The sequence below is a fragment of the Streptomyces sp. 7N604 genome, from assembly GCF_052245475.1.
GTDB lineage: Bacteria > Actinomycetota > Actinomycetes > Streptomycetales > Streptomycetaceae > Streptomyces.
Window position 1 is genome coordinate 189,958 of record NZ_JBQQBX010000002.1, and the last position, 20,228, is coordinate 210,185.

Genomic DNA, 20,228 nt, shown 5'->3' on the forward strand with positions numbered 1-20,228 from the left:
CTCAGAGACATGCGGAGACCTTCTGTCAAGATCGTTGCTGATTGATCGAGCGACCGGGTGCCGTGACCGATGAAAAGGGCAGCGCCAATTCGCGGTTCCGTGCTGGAAGTACTGGGAGGCACTAGGAGGCACTGGGAAGTACGCTGAACACCTTCAGCCCGCGGCCCCGGCGGGTGTCACCGGTCGATCAGGGCCCACTTGCTGCCGTTGCTGGACACCGTTCCGGAGAGCGCGATGAGCTCGGGCTTGAACAGCGGCGCCGTGTCCATCGCCGGCTCCCAGGTGGCCAGTTCCTCGTCCTGCTCCACCTCGATCCGGCGGTCGTTCGCCAGATCGTTCACCACGCGCAGCAGCAGGTGCACGCCAAGCGGAGCGAGGTGTTCGCGCCAGAGGCTTTCGGGTGTGGAACCCGGCGGAACCAGAATGTGTTCCTGGGCGGCGATGGGGCCGCCGTCAGTGCGTTCGGTCAGGTGATAGACGGTTCCGCCGGTCACCTTGTCGCCGTCCCGGATAGTCCAGCGGATTGCGTCCCGGCCGCGGTGGAGCGGCAGGAGGCTGGGGTGGTAGCCGATGGCGGCCATGCCGGCGCGCGCTCGCGTCCGGCGGCCGATAAAGGCGTGGGAATGGGCCGCGACAATGATGTCGACCTTGTCGGGTATGTGATTCGCCCGCAGCTCCGCCGCTTCCGTCCAGGGAATGCTGCGTGGGAATGACCACGACCGGAGGCGGTCCCATGACATGGGCTGACTGTCATCCGTGTGCCCTTTACGCAGTCCGGGAGATGCCGCGCCCAGGATGCGATGCCCGTCTTCTTGGAGAGCCTCCGCCACCTGCACCGCGAAGGCGCCGCGTCCGGAGATGTAGATGTTCACACGTTCTCCAACTTGCCGTTGACTGGTCACTTTCGGCGTCGTTTCGTGCGGGTGTTTTCCGGCGCACGTGAGTCGACCCCACTCACTGCCGGCTTCACCATTCCGCTGGTGAGCCGTGATCAGGCTTCGAAGCCGGTCAGTTACCGGAAGCCGATGAGAGCGAGACGCGTGTGAACAGGGCCCAACTTCCCATTTAATCCCCCGTGCGTAGTCGGACGGCAGCGCAGGAGCCCTCACAGGATTTCGGTCATGGGCCGGTCCTGGAGCCGCGGCGACCTGCGCGTGCAATCGGTGGGCCAAAGCGGCCAGCACCAGGCAAGCATGGGCGCTTCTCGCCGAGCAAGGCTTTGTCATAAAGCTGACAGCACACTGCGCGCGCCTGCTTGCCAAGCCCGCGATCCAGGCCCGACCAAAGGTGGACGGGGCGCCAACACCCCTCCCCTGGCTGGCCGATGACGTGTGGCCATGTGGGCAAAACTCCGGTCAGTCGAGTCCGGATCGAGGGGACTTGACGCAGAGCGCACCCCCGCTCGTAACATCTGGCGCATGCGAACGCCTCAGCACGGGACGCGGTGTTCGAGGGCGTGGGCCGCGGGTACGCCACTCACTCCGAGCAGACCGGACGGCTGGCCGCGCTCGGCTGAACTCACCGGCGTCGATGCTTCCGCGGGCGCCGCCTCTCCTCACTGGGGTACCGTCGATCGTGTGACCGACCTACGTTCTTAGTTTCAAATTCAACGGAATTCAGAAACAGCCAAACAACTGCTCAACGGGGGAACTGTGCCTGAGCGGGAGAACGCGCAATACCTGCTGTCTGAGGATGACCGTCAACTTCTCGCCCTGTTAGTGGCGTGCGCCAACGACGAGCCGATCGCCCGTCACCTCAACGTCAGCGTCCGGACGGTGCGCCGCCGGATCGCCAGAATCATGGACCTTCTCGATGTCCGCAGCCGCTTCGCCGCCGGCGTGGCCGCCGCCTCGCTTGGCTGGGTCACCTATTCTCCCCCGTCGCCGCTCCCGGCTCCCGACCGCCGCGACATGATGGTTCCCATCCCCGCGCAGCGTTCGTTGCGAGGTACCGCCACTCTGCGAGCCCCGATCCGCGAGCAGCACGCCACCGCCCATCACGGTGCCGGGGCCCGGGGCGCACATCCCGCCGGAGACCGCGACCACGTCGACCGCGTGAGCTGAACTCGGGCTCTCGAGGCGCGGCGACACAAGCGGACGGGCTCGGGGGCCTGGCGTTCCGTACACCGGGAACAGCGCTTCGACGCTCAGCCTTCGTTGCTGAAACGGCAACGAAGATTGCCATCCCAGCCTGCGGGCGCGCAGCGTGTCGGCATGACTGAGATGGACAAGCGGGACATCGCTGAACTGGACGTCGTGGTGGTCGGAGGCGGCGCGGCCGGGCTGTCGGCCGCCCTGACTCTGGCCAGGGCCCGGCGTTCGGTGCTGGTGGTCGACTCCGGGGAGCCGCGCAACGCTCCCGCTTCCGGGGTTCACGGGTTCCTGTCCCGGGACGGCCTCGCGCCGGGCGAGCTGTTGCGGGCCGGCAGGGAGGAGGTCGCCGGTTACGGCGGGCGGATCGTGTCGGACTTCGTCACCAGCGCCCGCCGCACCGGCGAACGCCTCGTCGTGGACACCGCCAGCGGCCGGAGCTACCACGCGCGGCGCCTGCTGGTGACCACGGGGCTGGTCGACGAACTCCCCGAGGTCCCGGGTGTACGTGACCGGTGGGGCCGTGACGTACTGCACTGCCCGTACTGCCACGGCTGGGAGGTGCGCGACGCGCCGATCGGTGTGCTGGCGACCGGCCCGGGGGCGGTGCACCAGGCACTGCTGTTCCGGCAGTGGTCGCCGGACGTGACCGTGTTCCTGCACACCGCGGGCGGCCTGACCGAGGAACAGCGGGAGCAGCTGGCCGCACGCGGCATCGCCCTGGTCGCCGGAGAGGTGGTCGGTCTCGACATCGACGACGACCACCTCTCCGGGGTACGGCTGGCGTCGGGTGCGCGTGTCCCGGTGCGGGCGCTGGCCGTCGGGCCGCGCTTCGAAGCGCGCGGTGAGGTGCTCGCGGGTCTCGGCCTGACGACCGTCGAACACCCCCTGGGCGTGGGCAGTTACGTGGAGTCGGACGCGAGCGGGTTCACCGGAGTCGCGGGGGTGTGGGTGGCGGGCAACGTCACCGACCTCATGGCCGGCGTCGCGGTGGCCGCAGCCTCCGGAGTACAGGCCGCGGTAGCGATCAACGCCGACCTCGTGGCCGCCGACCTCGTGGCGGCGGTGGCCCGCCGCGCGGCTGCTCAGGCCCAGCAGGCCTTCGGCCCGGCCGCGGAGGCCGCCAACTGCGAGCGCGTCGTCGCCGAACGCCGCCACGGCATCGAGACCGTGCTCCAACCCGGGCACCGCTCGGCCGAGCCGCTCCGCGGTGGGGCCTGCGAGCCGTGACGGGGGTGGTTCGCATAACTCACTGACCTGGCTGAACACCAGCGTGGTGACGGTGCTGGCACAGCTTAGGAGCAGTGCTGGGCACAGCGATTTGTCAGTTGCGGCCGAGCGCGAGGCCGGGGCCGAGGCCGATGCTGTTTCCGGTCTGGCAGCGGTCGCCGATGAGTCCGCCGAACTGTGATGTCCCGCATCGGTAGAGCCCGTCTGGAGTGCGCATGATGATCTCCCGTTCGGGCTTGGTCATGTGGTCGCTCCACATGCTGATGGCTGCAACCGTCAGGTTTGCGGACAGGTGGGCGTCGGCCCGGACATGGTGCGGTTGATGCCGACAGTTGGCCGCCGACCGCACCACGAACGAGACGGAGCGGCTGTCTGTGCAGGGGAACCTGCTTGCCACGGCTGCCTACACCGCTGCCAAGATGGGCGATAGGCACACCGCTCACGAACTGATCGCCGAGGCGCAGGCCACGGCCGGTCAGCTCGGTCACGACGAACTGCTGCGCGGAACGATCTTCGGGCCCAGCCAGGTCCTCCTTCATCAGATCTCGATCAGTCACCTGCTCGGCGATGCCGGGCAGGCCATCGAGCATGCCCGGCGCGTCGCCGTCGCGACCCTTCCCACCACCGAGCGGCAGGCCCGCTACTGGATCGACGTCGCCCGAGCCTTCGACCAGTGGGGCAAGCCCGAGCGGTGCTACCGCGCGCTGCTGGCCGCCGAGCAGGCCGCACCACAGGAAGTCCGCCGCAACTCCGTACGGACCATGGCCGTCGGCCTGATGCGGCATGACCGCGCCCTGCCCGGCGCGCGGTCCTTCGCCACCCGCGTCGGCGCACTCACCTGACATTCCCGCGGCTGACGCCAAGCCGTGGTCGTCCCACGTTCCAAGGCCTTCACTTCCAGTGGTTCTCCAGCGCTGCGACGAGTTCCTCGGCTCGTTCGTCCACATAGAACAGACGACCGCCGGGCACCTCGACGATGTCGGTAGCACCCGGGATCAGGCGCTGCAGCCAACGCGCCCACTCAAGCTTGAAGAAGAAGTCACCGGTGCCCCACACGAGCAGCGTAGGGACCTCGCACGCGCTGAGCTGTTCTCGGATATCGGAGAGCTGGTCCGGCGCCATGGACGCCAGCAGCCGCTCCATGAACAGGGTCCCCGCACGGTTGCCGAAGATCGGCCGGACGTAGTCGGTGACCACGTCGTCCGGGAGGGACATGGGCTTCTGGTACCCGGTGCGGTAGAGCTGCTTGGCAAGGAAAGGGACGCGGGCGACCGGACCCGCTGCCCGCAGCAGCCGGACCTTGGCCGCCCACACGGCCGGTTTGAACATCGGCGGTGGGAAGTTGCCCTCGGTGTCGCAGTTAGTCAGTGTGAAGGACGCGAACCGGTCGACGTTTCGCGCGAGCACCACCTGCGCGACCGCACCGCCGGTGTCGTTGCCGACCAGGTGGACCTCACGCAGGTCCAGCTCCCGGATCACCGTGTCCACTGCGTCCGCGAGCCCCCACACCGACGGCTCCCCCATCGGCGGGGTGTGCCCGTGGCCAGGGAGGTCGACGCAGATGCAACGGCGGCGGTCGGAGAGCAGGCGGACGGCGTTGCGCCACAGCCGCCCGTTGGTGAAGACGCCGTGCACGAACAGCGTCACCGGCCCCTCGCCTACATCGGTGAGGCTGATACCGCCCACGGTGCGGCGGTGGTCTGCGTACTCGTCGGGCACGCGTGCGTCCTCTCCTGGATGTCATTCGGTGAAACCGTGGCGAGCGTGCCAGCACCACAGGGGCGCCGGGGCCCACCAGTTGACCGAGTCCGCGAGCCGCATCACCGACCTCAGCCGGACGCCACAAGCCCGACATTGCCTCTCCCCCGGCCCGTCCAGTGTCCTCGGACACCACGCCAGCGCAAAGCCCAAGGCTACTCAGAACCGGGGATCGGAAACATTCACTCCCGATGTCGCCGAGCGATACACGCGGTCGGGATGCCGACGCTGAAGGACCCCTCCTGGCGCACGCGCCGGGAAACAGACGACGGGAGTCCGCACCCGCGCAGCGTTGGTGCTGCTCGCGGGCGGGCTCGGAGCAGGGCTGTGACCCGGCGAACACCTGATCATCACGGGCTCCGCGGCAGGAATCCGCATCTCACAGGAAGGAAGGGGTGTGGCCTGGTGCTCGGCTCGGCCTCCGCACGCTCACGCACTTGGCGCCGGAGTGGACTGTTGAGCTGGGCGAGGATGCCTTCCTTCTCCCACCGGGCGAAGTACGCGTACACGGTGGGCCAAGGCGGGTAGTCGGGCGGCAGGCCCGCGGCCGCGGCGCTCGGCACGCCAGGCGGAAAGGACAGGGCCGGGTTATTCGGCGGTGGCGAGGATGCCGGCCAGCGCGGCGACGGCCTCGTCGGCGTCGGGGCCTTCGGCGCGGACGGTCACGGTGGCGCCGGCGGTTGCTCCCAGGCCCATCACGGAGAGGACGCCGGTGGGGTTGACGGTCCTGCCCGCGTATTCCAGCTGTATCGCGCTGGTGTATCCGGCTGCCGCGCGGGCGAGTTGGCCTGCCGGGCGGGCGTGCAGATGGGCGGGCAGGATGACGGCGACTTCGTGGTTCACCGTGACTTCGTGGTTCACCGTGGTCGTGGTCGTGGCGCTGGACTCAGAGCTTGAGGACATTGCGGGCCTCCTTGGCGGCTTTGGCGACGGTGTTCAGGTCGGCGCCGGATGCGGCGGTGACGACGGCTGCGACGGCTCCTTCGACGAAGGGTGCGTCGATGATGGTGACGTCGGTGCGGGGATGGTCTTCCAGGACGGTGCGGGCGGTCAGCACGGAGCTGCCGAGGTCGGGAAGGACGACGACGCCGGCTCCGCGGTCGGCGTGCCGGATGGCGGCGAGGACGAGGTCGTAGCTGGTGCCGATCCGGCCGTCGTCGGTTCCTCCGGCGGTGGCGAGAGGGACTGTGTCGGAGCCGATCTGCTCCACCAGCAGGCGAAGGCCTGCGGCGAGCTCGGCGCTGTGGGACACGAGTACGATGCCGACAGGTGCGCTCATGAACAGTTACGTTAAATCTCAGAACGCTGTTCATCAATACTGAACCAAGGAGAAATTTTCGATGGTGCAGGCGGTACAGCGGGCGGTGCAGATCTTGCGGGAGCTCGCATCCACTGGGCCCCGGCTGGGTGTGACCGAGCTGGCCGACCGCCTGGGCGTGGCCAAACCCACCGTCCATGCACTGCTGCGCACGCTGGAGGCCGAGGGTCTCGTGGTACAGGACCGGGACAGCTCGAAGTACCAGCTCGGGCCGGACCTGGTGCAGTTGGGCAACGCCTACCTGGACACCCAGGAGCTGCGGACCCGCTCGCTGACCTGGGCGGACCAGCTCGCCACGCGGGCGAACGAGGCGGTGTGGGTGGCCGTGCCCACCGGCGACCACGTACTGGTGGTGCACCACGCCTTCCGGCCGGAGGGGGCGGTGCAGATCCTCGAGGTGGGTGCGAGCATCCCGTGGAGCACCTGCGCGCTGGGCAAGGCCATCGTGGCGTCGCTTCCGGCCGCTGAGCGCGAGCGGCTGCTCGCGGGCGAGCCGGCCGTGCTCACCGGCGCCAGCATCACCGACCCGGAGGAGCTGGCCGGCCAGCTGAAGGAGATTCTCCGTACGGGTTATGCGATCGAGGACCAGGAGTCCGCCATCGGGGACGCGGGCATCGCATCCCCGGTCTTCGACCGCTCCGGCGACGTGGTCGGCGCCATCGGCATCGTCGGCCCTGTTGAGCGCTTGCTCGCCGAATCAGCACGTCAGGAGCTCGCAGTCGCTGTCCGGGAGACCGCCCGCAACCTCTCGCGCGACCTGGGCGCCCCCCGCGGTGCCGCCCGCATCGCCAGCACCTGATCCGCCCACCCCGCACCCCGCGCGCAGCCCCGGCAACGGCGTCCGCCGTTCCGGCACCCTGCCCCTTTACCCAGGCCCGTCGGCACCCGCCGATGGGACCTTCCCCAGTCTCCGCAGCGCCCGATCGTCGCCGAACCTCTTGACAGGGGTGAAACGCGGGCCTAACTTCCGGAACAACGTTCATCCATAGTGAACACCTTGCCGGAAGATGCGAGCTATCCGGCCCCCTGAGCCGGCCGCCAGGTTGCCCGACCCCTGACCACCTGGCAGCCACCTCCCTTCACAGCCCGCTCCACGCGGAGGAGGTGAGACGCCCAAGCCGCCGCTCCGCGCTGGGCGCCGTCCATGGAAGAAAACGCCTATCCACAGAAGCTTCTCGCCGAGATGCTGGGCACCGCGGTGCTCGTGTTCATCGGCGTCGGCTCGGTCCCCGCCACGCTCATCCTCGGCGGCGACGCCCCGTTCACCATGGCGCAGCTGGGAATGATCTCGCTCGCCTTCGCCACCGCCGTCATCGCCATGGTCTACGCGATCGGCCATGTCTCCGGCTGCCAGATCAACCCGGCCATCACCCTTGCGCTGGCCGCCACGAAGAAGATGCCCTGGCGGGACGTCCCCGGCTACATCGCGGCCCAGCTGGCCGGGGCGGTGCTGGGAGCGCTTGCGATCGTCGGAGTGCTGGGGAAGAAGGCGGTCGACGTCGGCCTCGGTATCGCCGCCTACGGCACCGGCGTCGGCGCCGGGCAGGCCTTCTTCGCCGAGGCGGTGGGCACGTTCATCCTCGCGTTCGTCGTCTTCGGGGCCATCGACCGGCGCGCGGCCGGCGGCTTCGCCGGCCTGGCCATCGGCCTGGGTGTGTTCGCGATCATCATTCCGGTGGCGCCCGCCACCGGGGCGTCCATCAACCCGGCCAGGACGCTCGGCCCGATGCTCACCGGCGAGCTTTTCGGCGGCACGGTCCACTGGGACCAACTGCCTGTCTACCTGGCCGCCGAGGTGATCGGCGCGGTCGCCGCCGGCGTCCTCTGCACCGCTCTCAACGCCCACCGCAAAGCAGCCGCCGCAACCGCAGCCGGGAACCGGGTCGTTGAACCCGCCGCTGCCGAAGGAGCCCTGTCGTGAAGAAGCTCATCAACGCTCCCGAGACGATGCTGGACGAGGCCCTGGCCGGTATCGCCGCCGCCCACCGGGATCTGAAGGTCGACGCGGAGACCAAGGTGATCGCCCGCGCGGGCGGCACCCGCCCGGGCAAGGTGGCCCTCATATCCGGCGGCGGCTCCGGACACGAGCCGCTGCACGGCGGCTTCGTGGGACGCGGCATGCTGGACGCCGCCTGTCCCGGGGAGGTGTTCACCTCTCCCGTCCCCGGCCAGATGCTGGCCGCCGCACAGGCCGTCGACGGCGGCGCGGGCGTGCTGTTCATCGTGAAGAACTACACCGGCGACGTCCTCAACTTCCGGATGGCCGCAGAACTGGCGACCGAGGAGGACATCGCGGTGGAGACCGTGCTGGTCGACGACGATGTCGCCGTCCAGGACTCCACCTGGACCGCGGGCCGCCGGGGCACCGGCGCCACCGTCTTCGTCGAGAAGATCGCCGGCGCTCTCGCCGAGGAGGGCGCCGACCTCGCCGCGGTGGCGGAGATGGGCAAGCGGGTCAACGCCGCCTCCCGGTCCTTCGCCGTGGCGCTGACCGCCTGCACCACCCCCGCTTCGGGCAAGCCGGGCTTCGACCTGCCCGAGGATGAGATGGAGGTCGGCGTCGGCATCCACGGCGAGCCCGGCCGCCGACGCGAGAAGTTCCGCCCGGCCAAGGAGATCGTGGCCACCGCCCTGGACGCGATCCTGGCCGACCAGCCCCTCACCGCAGGGGACGAGACCATCGTCATGGTCAACGGCCTGGGCGGTACGCCGCTCATCGAGCTGTATGTGGTCTTCAACGAGGTAGCGGCCGCACTCGCGGACAAGGGCGTGGTCATAGCCCGCAACCTCGTGGGGAACTACGTGACCAGCCTGGACATGGCCGGTGTTTCCGTCACCGTGTGCAAGGCCGATGCCGAAATGCTCCCCCTGTGGGACGCACCCGTGAACACCCCGGCCCTGCGCTGGGGTACCTGAAACCGAGCCGGGGGCGGGGCCGCGCCTACGTGAGGGACGACCGGGCCCTTCCCGCGCCGCTTTCCCGGCAGGCCCTGCGGATTCGCCCCCGCCCCCGGCTCATCCAACCGTGAACCGGCCATGCACCGACCATGAACGGAGACACCGTGGACATCGACCTCGCCCGCACCTGGGTGCAGGCCATTGCCGCCGCCGTGGACAAGCACAAGGACCACCTCACCCAGCTCGACTCGGCCATCGGCGACGCCGACCACGGCACCAACATGCACCGCGGCTTCTCCGCCGCCACCACGGCCCTCGCCGACTTCGCACCGGACACCGTCGGGGCGGTGCTGGTCAAGACGGGCACCACGCTCATCTCCAGCGTCGGGGGCGCCTCCGGCCCGCTCTACGGCGGTGCCTTCCGCGCCATGGGCAAGGCCCTGGACACCCCCACCACCGACACACAGCGGTTCGCCGCGGCACTCGCCGCCGGCCTGGAGAGCATCCAGAAGCTCGGCGCGGCCGCACCCGGCGACAAGACCATGATCGACGCCTACGCCCCCGCGCTGGCCGCCTTCCAGCAGCAGGCCGGTGCCGGAGGCGACTTGGCCGCCGCGGCCCTGGCCGCCGCCGACGCCGCTGAGGACGGCATGCGCGCGACCACCCCCCTGCAGGCGCGCAAGGGCCGAGCCTCCTACCTCGGTGCCCGTAGCATCGGCCACCAGGACCCTGGCGCCACCTCCACCGCCCTGGTCTTCCGTGCCCTCGCCGAGACGGTGGGGGCCAGATGACCTACCGCCGCACCTACACCGGGCGTACCGCCGCACCCGGCATAGCCCTGGGCTTCATCCACCGCACCGACCGCCCGCCCGTGAGAACAGCGCTCCCCCAGCGCACCAGCGGCGACCCCGCACAGCAGATCACCGACGCCTTCGACGCCATCGCCACCCGCCTGCTCGACCTGTCCGCCTCGCTGCGTGAACAGGGCAAAGACGAACAGGCCGACATCATGGAGGTCAACAGCTACATCGCGCAGGACCACGATCTGCGCGACCAGGCGATCAAGCGAGCGCACCAAGGGCAGCCGGTGCCTGTCGCCGTCCGGCAGGCCGTCGACACCTATGCCGGAGTCATCGCTGCCCTGGACGACCCGACCCTGGCCGAACGCGCCGCCGACGTACGGCAGGTCGGCCGCCGCGTCCTGGCTCACTTGCACGGCGACACCGGCCCCGCACCCGACCAGCCCCTCGTACTGGTCGCCCACGAGATCGGCGCGGCAGACCTGCTGGAGCCCGGCCAGACGGTCACCGCCGCCGTCTCCGTCACCGGCGGCCCGAACTCCCACGCCGCGATCGTCGCCCGCTCACAGGGCATCCCCCTCCTCCTGGCCGTCGACCCCCAGCTGCTCGACCTGCCGGACGGTCAGGAGATCCTGCTCGACACCGACCGGGCCGCTGCGGTCGCCCACCCCGACGACGACGAACGCGCAACCGCGATCCACGCCATGGATGCCGCCCGCACCCGCAGGCTCGCGCTCGCCGAAGAGCGCCACCTGCCCGCCCACACCCTCGACCACCACCCCATGGTGCTCCGGGCCAACGTGGCCACCCCGGCCGAAGCCCGCGCAGCCCTCGCGGCCAACGCCGAAGGCGTCGGCCTGCTCCGCACCGAACTACCCTTCCTCAACCACCCCGCCTGGCCCACCCGCAACCAGCACGCCACCGCCCTCGTCCCCGTCCTGCGCGCGCTCACCGGACAGACCGTCATCGCCCGCACCCTGGACTTCGCCGACGACAAACTCCCGCCCTTCCTCGCCAAGGGCCGCCAAGACGGGCGCCTCGGCCGTGGCCTGCCGCTCATGCTGGCCCAACCCGACGCCTTCGCCGACCAGTTCCGCAGCATGCTCCGCGCCGGCGCCGACACCGACCTGCGCATCATGATCCCCATGGTCGCGAGCGTCGACGAACTCCGCGCCTGCCGACGCCTCCTCCGTGCCGCGGCTGCCGAAGCCGGTGTTCCTCCCCCGCCCCTGGGCATCATGGTCGAACTCCCCGAAGCCGTCGCCGCGGTCGACGACCTCGCCGGCGAGGCGTCCTTCCTCTCCATCGGCAGCAACGACCTGACCTGCCAGATCCTGGGCCTGGACCGGCGCGACCCCGCCGCAACCCCCGCCATGGCCGCGCACCCCGCCGTACTCGACGCCATGGCCCGGGTCGTGAACGCTGCACACCGCCACAACCGCCAGGTCTCCGTCTGCGGCGACGCCGCCGCACACCCCTTCGTCACCCCTCTCCTCATCGGCCTCGGCTGCGACAGCCTTTCCGTAGCCCCGGCCGCCCTCGACGAAGTGCGCGCCCGCATCCGCCGACTCCGCCACGACACCTGCGCTTCCACGGCAGCCACCGCCCTCACCCTCGAAACCCCCGAGGATGTATGGCAACTCGTACAACAGCACTGCCAACTGTCGCTGCCATGACGCGTATCGGAGCCCGGAGGACACCTCGCATGCCCCCTGAACGCCCTACCGCCTCGCCGGTCTCACGCTCCGGCCTGGGCCTGGCCGCCGCCGGGCGTCCCGGCTACATCGATCTGGGCCGCGACGCGGACGTGCCCGCCGACCGCTGGAACCGTCGGCGGGCCGGGCGCTCGCCGAGGCGCACGCCACCGGGCGCACAGTGATCGTCAAAGAGGCCATGGCCAACGGCCGCCTGGCGGATCGCCACGCCACAGGGCCGGATACGACCGCGCTGCGCGAGATCGCGCAGGAGGCGGACGTCTCGTGCGATGCCGTAGCACTGGCGGCCGTCGCCGCGCAGCCCTGGGCGGACATCGTCCTTTCCGGAGCGGCCACGGTCGAGCAACTCGCCAGCGATGTCACGGCGGCGGATCTCCACCTCGACCCCGGTCAGCGAGCCGGGGCCTGCTGACCGGTCGGGTCCTTCAGGTCTCGCTCGCGCAGCAGTCGTGCGGTCTGCTCGGACACCGGTGCGGCCAGCAGTGCGGTGACCAGATCGACCAGCCGGCTCGTGAACAGCCGGTCGTCCCTGCGAGGGCGGGCGGCGGCACGGGCGGCGAGTTCGGCGTGGCAGAAGCGCAGGGCGGTGAAGCGGGTGTGGAGCACTGTGGTCGACTCGGGAGTCAGCAAAGGCTCCACCAGGCGCCGCCAGGCGTAGATGCTCGACCCCTCGTTCGGCACGACGAGCTCAACCCGGGGTTCGGGCCGGTTGAGCAGTTCGGCCACGATCTGCAGGAACGCGCGGCCGCCGTCGGGATCGGAGAGTTTCGCGGCGGCCGGCAGCACCAAGGCGGCGGCGAGGGAGCGAAGATCGACGGTGCCGCTGTCCTCGCACTGCTGCAGCAGCACCTCCCGGCGGGCGTCCACCGCCGGGAGGTGCTTGTCGAGTACGGCCCGCAGCAGACCCGCCCGGTCGCCGAAGTGGTACTGCAGGGCCATCGCGTTGCGCTGGCCGGCGGCCCGTTTGATCTCGCTGAGCGAGACACCGTCGACGCCCTTCACCGCGAACAGCTGCTCGGCGGCGCGGATGAGTGTGCCACGGGTGTCACGGGTCCGGCTCCCGGGCGGCGTGGCCGGTTCGGGCGTCTCATGTGCTGTCACGGATGCCCATCGTAGCGTCGTCATGCGCGAGTGATACGGTCGCATTAAATGTTAATTCAAGAACCTTGATGCGCGTGGGAGCCCATCCATGTCCTTGGACTTCGAGACCGACCCCGACTTCCAGCGGCGACTCGACCGGATCGATGCCACCGGCGCCACCCTGCGTATGGATGGAGGAGTCCAGTGAAGGCACTGACTTTCCACGGCCGCCACGACATCCGCTACGGGGACGTTCCCGACCCGGCCGTCACCAGCCCCACCGACGCGGTCGTCCAGGTCACCACGGCCGGTATCTGCGGCAGCGATCTGCACATCTACGGCGGCAACCCCTTCAGCCCGGAGCTGGGCTACACGCCGGGACACGAGTGCGTCGGCGTGGTCGTCGACACCGGCGACCAGGTCACCAGCTTCAAGCCCGGCGACCGGGTCCTGGTTCCCGCCTCGGCCGGCTGCACCCTGTGCAAAACCTGCGCGACCGGGCTCACCGCAAGGTGCGAGCGCGCCCGCTCCTCGACGGACCTCTGCTACGGAGTGAGCCCGCAACTCCAGGGCAGTCAGGCCCAGGCTCTGGCGGTGCCCCACGCCGAGGTCAACCTGGTGCGCCTGCCCGAGGGCATCTCCGACGAGGCCGCCGTCGTCCTGACGGACAACGCCCCTACGGCCTGGTACGGCTGCCGCCGCGCCCGCATCCGGCCCGGCGAAACGGTCCTGGTCATCGGCCTCGGGCCGGTCGGCCTCATGGCCGCGCAATCCGCCTTCGCCATGGGCGCCGCCCGTGTGCTGGGCGCGGACCTGGTCGCGGAGCGCCGCGCCTTCGCCGCCACCCTGGGCGTCGAGCCGGTCGAGGGCGAGGACGCACGGACGGCCGTACGGGAGATGACCGCGGGACGCGGACCGGACGCCGTGGTAGAGGCTGTGGGCTCGGACGCCACCATCCAGCTCGCCCTCAAAGCCGTCCGGCAGGCCGGCCGGGTCAGCGTCATCGGGGTCAGCCAGAACAAGGCGTTTCCGTTCCACATGGGACTGGCCCAGATCAAGGAGCTGGAGTTCGCCATCGGACTGTGCTCGATCCACTACGAACTCCCCGCCCTGATCGCCCTCGCCCAGGCCGGACGGATCACGCCGGAGGTCGTGGTCTCCCACCGCTTCGCCCTCTCCGAGGGCCCCGCGGCGTACGAACTCTTCGACAGCCGCTCCGACGGTGTCCGCAAGGTCCTTCTCGACCCTGCCCGCTGATCCACCTCGGTGCTGCCGCCGCGTCACGCACCTCCGTGCCGGCGGCAGGACCACACCCCCGACCGCCGGTCACACGCCGGGAAGCGCGGGGGGTCAAAGGTCCTTTGCCGCCCGCTCCAGAATCACCACGCACTCCACGTGATGCGTCATCGGGAAGAGGTCGAACGCCCGCAGCCTGCGCGGGACATAGCCCGCGGCGTGGAAGTACGTCAGGTCGCGGGCGAGCGCCGCCGGGTCGCAGGCCACGTACGCGATCCGGCGCGCGCCCAGGCCCGCGAGGTGGGTGACGGTCTGCCGGCCCGCGCCCGCCCGCGGAGGATCCAGGACGATCAGGTCCGCCTCGGTGATGCCCGTGCGCGGCAGGACCTGTTCGACCTTGCCCTGTTCGATGCGGACCCGGTCCAGGTCGGCCAGGTTGTGCCGGGCGTCCTCGACCGCGCGCTTGCCGGACTCGATGCCGAGCACCGCGCCCTTCTCACCGACCCGTTCGGCGAGCGCGCCCGCGAACAGCCCGACGCCGCAGTACAGATCCAGAGCCATGTCGCCCTTGCGCGGCATCAGCCCCTGCATCACGGCCTCGACGAGCAGTCCGGCTGCCATCGGATGGACCTGCCAGAAGCCGCCGGAGCCGACCCGCCAGGTGCGGTCGATGGCGCGTTCCCGTACGAACGGGCGCCCGTGCACGCGGTGCACGCCCCCCGTCTTCTCGTCGACCCGCATCACCGAGACCGGCCTGTCCAGCTCGACGATCGGCAGCCGCCCGCCCGGCCTGGGGGTGAGGATGACCTGGCGGTCGTGTGAGCCGGTGGCGGCGATGGCCTCGATCGCCGCGATCTGCGGCCACTCCCGCTTCTCGACGCCCAGTTCGCTGACCCCGGGCGCCGCGATCAGGCAGTGGTCGATCGGCTGCACCTCGTGCGAGCGGTGCTTGCGCAGGCCCGCGTGCCCCTCGTCGTCCACCGCGTACTGCACGCGCGTGCGCCACGCCGGGACTTCGCCCTTGGCGACCTTGTCGCCGGGCGCGGGCTCGACCGTGCTGTCCCAGCCCGCCTCCTCCGGGGTGAGCCCGGCGAGCCGGCTCAGCTGTTCGGTGATGACCGAGACCTTGAGGCGGCGCTGAGCGCCCGGCGCCGCGTGCTGCCAGTCGCAGCCGCCGCACTTGCCGGGTCCGGCGAAGGGGCACGGCGCCTCGACCCGGTCCGGCGACGCCTCCAGCACCTCGACCGCGTCCGCGCGCAGGAAGCGGGAGTCCTCCCGGCCCTCGGTGACGCGCGCGACGACCCGCTCGCCGGGCAGCGTGTGCCGGACGAAGAGCACCCGGCCCCCGGGCGTACGGGCGATGCAGTGCCCGCCGTGCGCGACGGGCCCGACCTCGACCTCGTACTCCTCGCCGACCAGCGACGCGGTGGAATCTGTGGACACGGCGGAGGCGCTCCTGAGCTGGTGGGATACGGGGACCGGGGCGCACGGCGGCGGCCCGGACAGCAGCCGTCCAGTCTACGTCCCCGGGCCGCCCCCACGGTCCGGGGCCGCCCCGCCCCGCTTCCGGACGGGCCCGCTACTTCCGGGCGCCCGCCCTGCCCCCGGACCCCGACGTGCCTCCGGACCCCGACGTGCCCCCGGACCCCGACGTGCCTCCAGACCCCGACGTGCCTCCGGACGCCGCCTTGTCCCGCTGCGCGGGCGGACCCACAGGACCGCGCCGCACCGACCCCGGCGCGTTCCACGCCTCCCGCTTGCGCGCCCGCTGCTTGGCCAGTTCGGAGGACTCCAGCTGGTACGGCACCGAGGTCACCATGACGCCCGGCGTGAACAGCAGCCGCCCCTTGAGGCGCAGGGCGCTCTGGTTGTGCAGCAGGTGCTCGTACCAGTGGCCGACCACGTACTCGGGGATGTAGACGCTGACCACATCCCGCGGGCTCTCCCGCCGCAGCCGCTTCACATAGTCGATCACCGGCCGGGTGACCTCGCGGTACGGCGAGTCGAGGACCTTCAGCGGCACGTCGATCGCGCGCCGCTCCCACTCCTCCTGAAGCGCCTTCGTCTCGACCGCATCGACGTTGATGGTGAGCGCCTCCAGCTGCCCCGAGCGCATCAGCTTCGCGTACGCGAGGGCGCGCAGCGTCGGCCGGTGCACCTTGGACACCAGGACGATGGAGTGCACGCGGGACGGGCGCACGGCCTCGTCGCCGGGCTCGTCGGGCGCGGCGATCTCCTCCGTGACCCGGTCGTAGTGGCGCCGGATCGCGGTCATGGTGACGTAGAAGATGACCATGCCGAGCAGAGCGACCCACGCGCCGTGGCTGAACTTGGTGACCAGCACCACGACCAGCACCAGGCCGGTGAAGAAGGCGCCGAACGCGTTGATCGCGCGGGAGCGGATCATGTGACGGCGCCTGGCGCGGTCGGTCTCGGTCAGCAGGTGCCGGTTCCAGTGCCGCACCATGCCGGTCTGGCTGAGCGTGAAGGACACGAACACGCCGACGATGTAGAGCTGGATCAGCTTGGTCGAGTCGGCGCCGTAGACCCAGACGAGCAGCACGGCCGCGGCGGCCAGCAGCACGATGCCGTTGGAGAAGGCGAGCCGGTCGCCGCGGGTGTGCAGCTGGCGCGGCAGGTAGCGGTCCTGGGCGAGGATCGAGCCGAGCAGCGGGAAGCCGTTGTACGCGGTGTTGGCCGCCAGGAACAGCACCAGCGCGGTGGCAGCGGCGAGCAGGATGAAGAAGAACGTGCCGTCGCCGAAGACCGCGGCCGCGACCTGCGAGATGACCGGGTTCTGGACGTAGCCGGAGCCGACCGGGCTGCCGTTGTTCAGCAGGTCCTGCGCCGGGTTCTCGGACATCTTGACGTCGGTCGCCATGGCCAGGCCGATGATGCCGCAGAACATGGTGACCGCGAGACCGCCCATGAGCAGCAGCGTCGTGGCCGCGTTCCGGCTCTTGGGCTTGCGGAAGGCGGGCACGCCGTTGCTGATCGCCTCGACGCCGGTGAGCGCGGCACAGCCGGAGGAGAAGGCGCGCAGCAGCAGGAAGACGAGGGCGAAGCCGGCGAGCCCGGTGTGCTCGGCCTTGATCTCGAAGCCCGCGGTGGGGGCGTTCATGTCGTCGCCGAGGACGAGACCGCGGTACACGCCCCAGGCGATCATGGCGAAGACGCTCGCGACGAAGACATAGGTGGGGATCGCGAAGAGCTTCCCGGACTCCCTGACCCCGCGCAGGTTCATCAGCGTCAGCAGCACGATGATGCCGATCGCGCACGGCACCTTGTTCTCGACGACGAACGGGATCGCGGAGCCGAGGTTCTCCACGCCCGAGGCGATCGACACGGCGACGGTCAGGACGTAGTCGACCAGCAGCGCGCTGGCGACGGTCAGCCCGGCCTTGGGGCCGAGGTTGGTGGTGGCGACCTCGTAGTCGCCGCCCCCGCTCGGGTACGCCCGCACGTTCTGCCGGTACGAGGCGACGACCGTGAACATCAGGACGACGACGGCGACGGCGATCCACGGGCTGAAGCTGTACGCCGACACACCCGCGACGGAGAGGACGAGCAGCACCTCGCCCGGCGCGTAGGCCACGGACGAGAGTGGGTCGGACGCGAAGACGGGCAGTGCGATCCGCTTGGGAAGAAGGGTCTCCCCCAACTGCGTGCTGCGCAGAGCCCTGCCGATCAGAATCCGTTTGGGCAGGTCGGTCAGTTTGGACACGCTGAGGATCGTAAGCGCTCGGTCCCGCGGTCGCCCACCCGCCCATGGGGCGCAGTTCCGGCGATCGCGGGTAGCGTTACCGGCGACGGTTGGGACGAACAGTTGCCTACCCCGGGGCGTGGAAGGATGATGGACGGTGTTTGCGCAGGTCACGGCACTAGGGGAAGGTGCAGGGTAGAGACCTCATGCACATCGTGATCATGGGTTGCGGCCGAGTGGGATCTGCCCTGGCGCAGACACTCGAGCAGCAGGGGCACACGGTCGCGGTCGTCGACCAGGACCCCACGGCCTTCCGCCGCCTCGGCTCGGGATTCGGCGGCCGCCGGGTCACCGGCGTCGGCTTCGACCAGGACACTCTGCGCGAGGCGGGCATCGAGGAGGCCGGTGCGTTCGCCGCGGTCAGCAGCGGCGACAACTCCAACATCATCGCCGCCCGGGTGGCCCGCGAGATGTTCGGGGTCGAGAACGTGGCGGCGCGTATCTACGACCCGCGCCGCGCCGAGGTCTACCAGCGCCTCGGCATCCCCACGGTGGCCACCGTGCGGTGGACCGCCGACCAGATGCTGCGGCGGCTGCTGCCGTCCGGCGCCGAGCCGCTGTGGCGCGACCCGAGCGGTGCCGTACAGCTCGCCGAGGTGCACGCCTCGCCGGCCTGGGTCGGCGAGAAGATCAGCAAGCTGCAGGAGGAGACCGGCGTGCGCGTCGCGTTCCTCACCCGGCTGGGCGAGGCGATGCTGCCGACGTCGCAGACCGTCCTGCAGGAAGGCGACCTCGTGCACGTGATGATGCGCAGCGACGAGGTCGAGAAGGTCGAGGCGGCATTCGCCGAGGGCCCGGAGGAGGCGCAGCAATGAGAGTCGCCATCGCGGGCGCGGGCGCCGTGGGGCGCTCGATCGCCGGGGAGCTGCTGGAGAACGGGCACGAGGTGCTGCTGGTCGACAAGGCGCCGACCGCGATCTCGGTCGAGCGGGTGCCGCAGGCCGAGTGGCTGCTTGCGGACGCCTGCGAGATCACCTCGCTGGACGAGGCGGCGCTGCAGCGCTGCAACGTGGTCATCGCGGCGACGGGTGACGACAAGGTGAACCTGGTCGTCTCGCTGCTGGCGAAGACGGAGTACGGGGTGCCGCGTGTCGTGGCCCGGGTGAACAACCCGAAGAACGAGTGGCTGTTCAACGAGTCCTGGGGCGTGGACGTCGCGGTGTCCACGCCGCGCCTGATGTCGGCGCTGGTGGAGGAGGCGGTGAGCGTCGGCGACCTCGTACGGCTGCTGCGCTTCAGCCATGGCGACGCGAACCTGGTCGAGCTGACCCTGCCGCCGGAGTCGGCACTGGCCGGGACCCGGGTCGGCGATGTGGACTGGCCCGAGGACACTTCGCTGGTCACGATCATCCGCGGCAACCGGGTGCTCACGCCGAACCGCGAGGACTCGCTGGAGGCCGGGGACGAGCTGCTGTTCGTGGCGGCGCAGGCGCGGGAGGAGCAGCTGGAGGACCTGCTCTCGGTGCGGCAGGAAGTTCCGTAATTCACGGTCCATGAACTGGGTAACTCACGGTCCATGAAAGGCGAGGGGCCCGGGAACCAGCTGGTTCCCGGGCCCCTCGCACGACGGCTGCCGGATCAGTCGCTCGCGGCGGCCCGGGCGCGCTCCTGCTCGGCGCGCTCCTGCTCCGCCCGCTCCGCCTTCTCCTCTGCCTCCATCTCGGCGAACACGTCGATCGGCGGCGGCGCCTTGGCCAGGAAGACCCAGGTCAGGTAGAGGGCCAGCAGCATGGGCGGGATCTTGAGCGCGACGATCACCCAGCCGAACTGCGTCGTGTCCGCCCACCAGTAGAGCGGGAAGAGGATCGCGACCTTGGTGAGGAAGATCAGCCCCCAGGCCCAGCTGGCTTTGGCGTACGCCTTCTTCCGCCCCGGGTTGCGGGTGCGCCAGGACAGGTTCTCCTTGAAGACCGGTCCGAGGATCAGCCCCATCAGCGGGACGCCCGCAAGCGTGGTCACGACGAAGGCGAGGCCCATGCCGAGGGCGTAGAGCAGGCCCGGCAGGTAGAAGTCCTTGGCATTGCCGGTCAGCATCGCAAAGGCGACACCGAAGGCGACACCGAAGACACCGCTGAAGGCGTGCTTGACCGTGTCCCTGCGGACCAGCCGCGCGACACCGAGCATCAGCGCCAGGGCGAGGGCGGCGATGGCAGAGAAGTGGATGTCCTTGTTGACGGTGTAGACGGCGATGAACACCAGGCCCGGCACGGTGGTCTCCACCATGCCTCGCACGCCGCCGAACGCCTCGAAGAGGGCCGCCTCCGTGGCGGCCCGCCCGTCGTGGCCGGGGGACGCGGCGTCCTGGTCCTGCGCGGGCTGCTTGTCCGGAGAGGTCACCGG

General features: G+C 70.4%; 21 protein-coding genes and 2 pseudogenes. 13 read left to right on the forward strand and 10 right to left on the reverse strand.

Annotation, left to right across the window (positions count from 1 at the left end):
- Positions 1–176: 176 nt before the first annotated feature.
- Positions 177–872: a formyltransferase family protein gene (locus tag ACTWP8_RS03020; RefSeq protein WP_443320584.1), complete on the reverse strand. Its 696-nt coding sequence runs from the start codon at positions 870–872 to the stop codon at positions 177–179.
- A gap of 780 nt (positions 873–1,652) precedes the next feature.
- On the opposite strand from ACTWP8_RS03020, the gene ACTWP8_RS03025 reads away from it, so the two are divergent.
- Both ACTWP8_RS03025 and ACTWP8_RS03030 read left to right on the forward strand, forming a co-directional pair.
- Entirely contained in the window at positions 1,653–2,063 is a 411-nt protein-coding gene (locus tag ACTWP8_RS03025; protein ID WP_443320585.1) for a response regulator transcription factor, read from the forward strand.
- A 150-nt stretch (positions 2,064–2,213) separates the two neighbouring features.
- The gene (locus ACTWP8_RS03030) at positions 2,214–3,320 is read left to right on the forward strand and encodes an NAD(P)/FAD-dependent oxidoreductase (protein WP_443320586.1); all 1,107 of its coding nucleotides are present in this window, start codon (positions 2,214–2,216) and stop codon (positions 3,318–3,320) included.
- Between the two features lie 94 nt (positions 3,321–3,414).
- On the opposite strand, the gene ACTWP8_RS03035 is transcribed toward ACTWP8_RS03030, so the two are convergent.
- Positions 3,415–3,564, reverse strand: coding sequence for a hypothetical protein (locus ACTWP8_RS03035; protein ID WP_443320587.1), 150 nt, complete (start codon positions 3,562–3,564; stop codon positions 3,415–3,417).
- 130 nt (positions 3,565–3,694) lie between these two features.
- Here ACTWP8_RS03035 and ACTWP8_RS03040 point away from each other — a divergent pair, with 130 nt between their 5' ends.
- A complete protein-coding gene (locus tag ACTWP8_RS03040; protein ID WP_443320588.1) occupies positions 3,695–4,162 on the forward strand; it encodes a hypothetical protein in 468 nt (155 codons plus the stop codon).
- Positions 4,163–4,211: 49 nt separating this feature from the next.
- On the opposite strand, the gene ACTWP8_RS03045 is transcribed toward ACTWP8_RS03040, so the two are convergent.
- The 4 genes and pseudogenes from ACTWP8_RS03045 to dhaM all read right to left on the reverse strand — a co-directional run bounded on the left by ACTWP8_RS03045 (position 4,212) and on the right by dhaM (position 6,357).
- On the reverse strand, positions 4,212–5,039 hold the full coding sequence (locus tag ACTWP8_RS03045) for an alpha/beta fold hydrolase (RefSeq protein WP_443320589.1): 828 nt from the start codon (positions 5,037–5,039) through the stop codon (positions 4,212–4,214).
- Positions 5,040–5,485: 446 nt separating this feature from the next.
- Positions 5,486–5,660, reverse strand: a pseudogene (locus ACTWP8_RS03050) (IS5 family transposase); the annotation flags it as partial.
- A gap of 6 nt (positions 5,661–5,666) precedes the next feature.
- Positions 5,667–5,981, reverse strand: coding sequence for an HPr family phosphocarrier protein (locus ACTWP8_RS03055; RefSeq protein WP_443320590.1), 315 nt, complete (start codon positions 5,979–5,981; stop codon positions 5,667–5,669).
- Positions 5,965–6,357 (reverse strand): dihydroxyacetone kinase phosphoryl donor subunit DhaM, encoded by a 393-nt coding sequence (dhaM, locus tag ACTWP8_RS03060; protein WP_443320591.1) that lies wholly within the window; start codon positions 6,355–6,357, stop codon positions 5,965–5,967. The genes ACTWP8_RS03055 and dhaM overlap by 17 nt, the downstream gene beginning before the upstream one ends.
- 61 nt (positions 6,358–6,418) lie before the next feature.
- On the opposite strand from dhaM, the gene ACTWP8_RS03065 reads away from it, so the two are divergent.
- The 7 genes and pseudogenes from ACTWP8_RS03065 to ACTWP8_RS03095 all read left to right on the forward strand — a co-directional run.
- On the forward strand, positions 6,419–7,195 hold the full coding sequence (locus tag ACTWP8_RS03065; RefSeq protein ID WP_443320592.1) for an IclR family transcriptional regulator: 777 nt from the start codon (positions 6,419–6,421) through the stop codon (positions 7,193–7,195).
- Positions 7,196–7,540: 345 nt separating this feature from the next.
- Positions 7,541–8,317, forward strand: coding sequence for an MIP/aquaporin family protein (locus ACTWP8_RS03070; RefSeq protein ID WP_443320593.1), 777 nt, complete (start codon positions 7,541–7,543; stop codon positions 8,315–8,317).
- Positions 8,314–9,312 carry a dihydroxyacetone kinase subunit DhaK gene (gene dhaK / locus ACTWP8_RS03075; RefSeq protein ID WP_443320594.1) on the forward strand — a complete coding sequence of 333 codons (999 nt, stop codon included), beginning with the start codon at positions 8,314–8,316 and terminating at the stop codon, positions 9,310–9,312. Before ACTWP8_RS03070 ends, dhaK begins: the two co-directional genes overlap by 4 nt.
- A gap of 131 nt (positions 9,313–9,443) precedes the next feature.
- Positions 9,444–10,085 (forward strand): dihydroxyacetone kinase subunit DhaL, encoded by a 642-nt coding sequence (dhaL, locus tag ACTWP8_RS03080; protein ID WP_443320595.1) that lies wholly within the window; start codon positions 9,444–9,446, stop codon positions 10,083–10,085.
- Entirely contained in the window at positions 10,082–11,770 is a 1,689-nt protein-coding gene (locus ACTWP8_RS03085) for a putative PEP-binding protein (protein WP_443320596.1), read from the forward strand. The genes dhaL and ACTWP8_RS03085 overlap by 4 nt, the downstream gene beginning before the upstream one ends.
- Positions 11,771–11,799: 29 nt before the next feature.
- Positions 11,800–11,973, forward strand: a complete 174-nt coding sequence (locus ACTWP8_RS03090) for a hypothetical protein (RefSeq protein WP_443320597.1) — start codon at positions 11,800–11,802, stop codon at positions 11,971–11,973.
- Positions 11,916–12,203, forward strand: a pseudogene (locus tag ACTWP8_RS03095) (aldo/keto reductase); the annotation flags it as partial. The gene ACTWP8_RS03090 and the pseudogene ACTWP8_RS03095, both read left to right, overlap by 58 nt.
- On the opposite strand, the gene ACTWP8_RS03100 reads toward ACTWP8_RS03095, so the two are convergent.
- Positions 12,200–12,955 carry a TetR/AcrR family transcriptional regulator gene (locus ACTWP8_RS03100; protein ID WP_443320598.1) on the reverse strand — a complete coding sequence of 252 codons (756 nt, stop codon included), beginning with the start codon at positions 12,953–12,955 and terminating at the stop codon, positions 12,200–12,202. The pseudogene ACTWP8_RS03095 and the gene ACTWP8_RS03100 overlap by 4 nt on opposite strands.
- A 138-nt stretch (positions 12,956–13,093) precedes the next feature.
- Here ACTWP8_RS03100 and ACTWP8_RS03105 point away from each other — a divergent pair, with 138 nt between their 5' ends.
- Positions 13,094–14,146 carry an alcohol dehydrogenase catalytic domain-containing protein gene (locus ACTWP8_RS03105; protein ID WP_443320599.1) on the forward strand — a complete coding sequence of 351 codons (1,053 nt, stop codon included), beginning with the start codon at positions 13,094–13,096 and terminating at the stop codon, positions 14,144–14,146.
- A gap of 93 nt (positions 14,147–14,239) precedes the next feature.
- On the opposite strand, the gene ACTWP8_RS03110 is transcribed toward ACTWP8_RS03105, so the two are convergent.
- Together ACTWP8_RS03110 and ACTWP8_RS03115 are read right to left on the reverse strand one after the other, a co-directional pair.
- Positions 14,240–15,568, reverse strand: coding sequence for a class I SAM-dependent RNA methyltransferase (locus ACTWP8_RS03110; RefSeq protein WP_443320600.1), 1,329 nt, complete (start codon positions 15,566–15,568; stop codon positions 14,240–14,242).
- A 136-nt stretch (positions 15,569–15,704) separates the two neighbouring features.
- Entirely contained in the window at positions 15,705–17,849 is a 2,145-nt protein-coding gene (locus tag ACTWP8_RS03115; protein ID WP_443320601.1) for an APC family permease, read from the reverse strand.
- A gap of 185 nt (positions 17,850–18,034) precedes the next feature.
- Here ACTWP8_RS03115 and ACTWP8_RS03120 point away from each other — a divergent pair, with 185 nt between their 5' ends.
- Positions 18,035–18,703 carry a potassium channel family protein gene (locus ACTWP8_RS03120; protein ID WP_443315468.1) on the forward strand — a complete coding sequence of 223 codons (669 nt, stop codon included), beginning with the start codon at positions 18,035–18,037 and terminating at the stop codon, positions 18,701–18,703.
- A complete protein-coding gene (locus ACTWP8_RS03125) occupies positions 18,700–19,371 on the forward strand; it encodes a potassium channel family protein (protein ID WP_443315469.1) in 672 nt (223 codons plus the stop codon). Before ACTWP8_RS03120 ends, ACTWP8_RS03125 begins: the two co-directional genes overlap by 4 nt.
- A 95-nt stretch (positions 19,372–19,466) precedes the next feature.
- Here the strand turns inward: ACTWP8_RS03125 and ACTWP8_RS03130 are convergent, their stop codons facing one another.
- Positions 19,467–20,225, reverse strand: a complete 759-nt coding sequence (locus tag ACTWP8_RS03130) for a DUF3159 domain-containing protein (protein WP_443320602.1) — start codon at positions 20,223–20,225, stop codon at positions 19,467–19,469.
- Positions 20,226–20,228 lie beyond the last annotated feature (3 nt).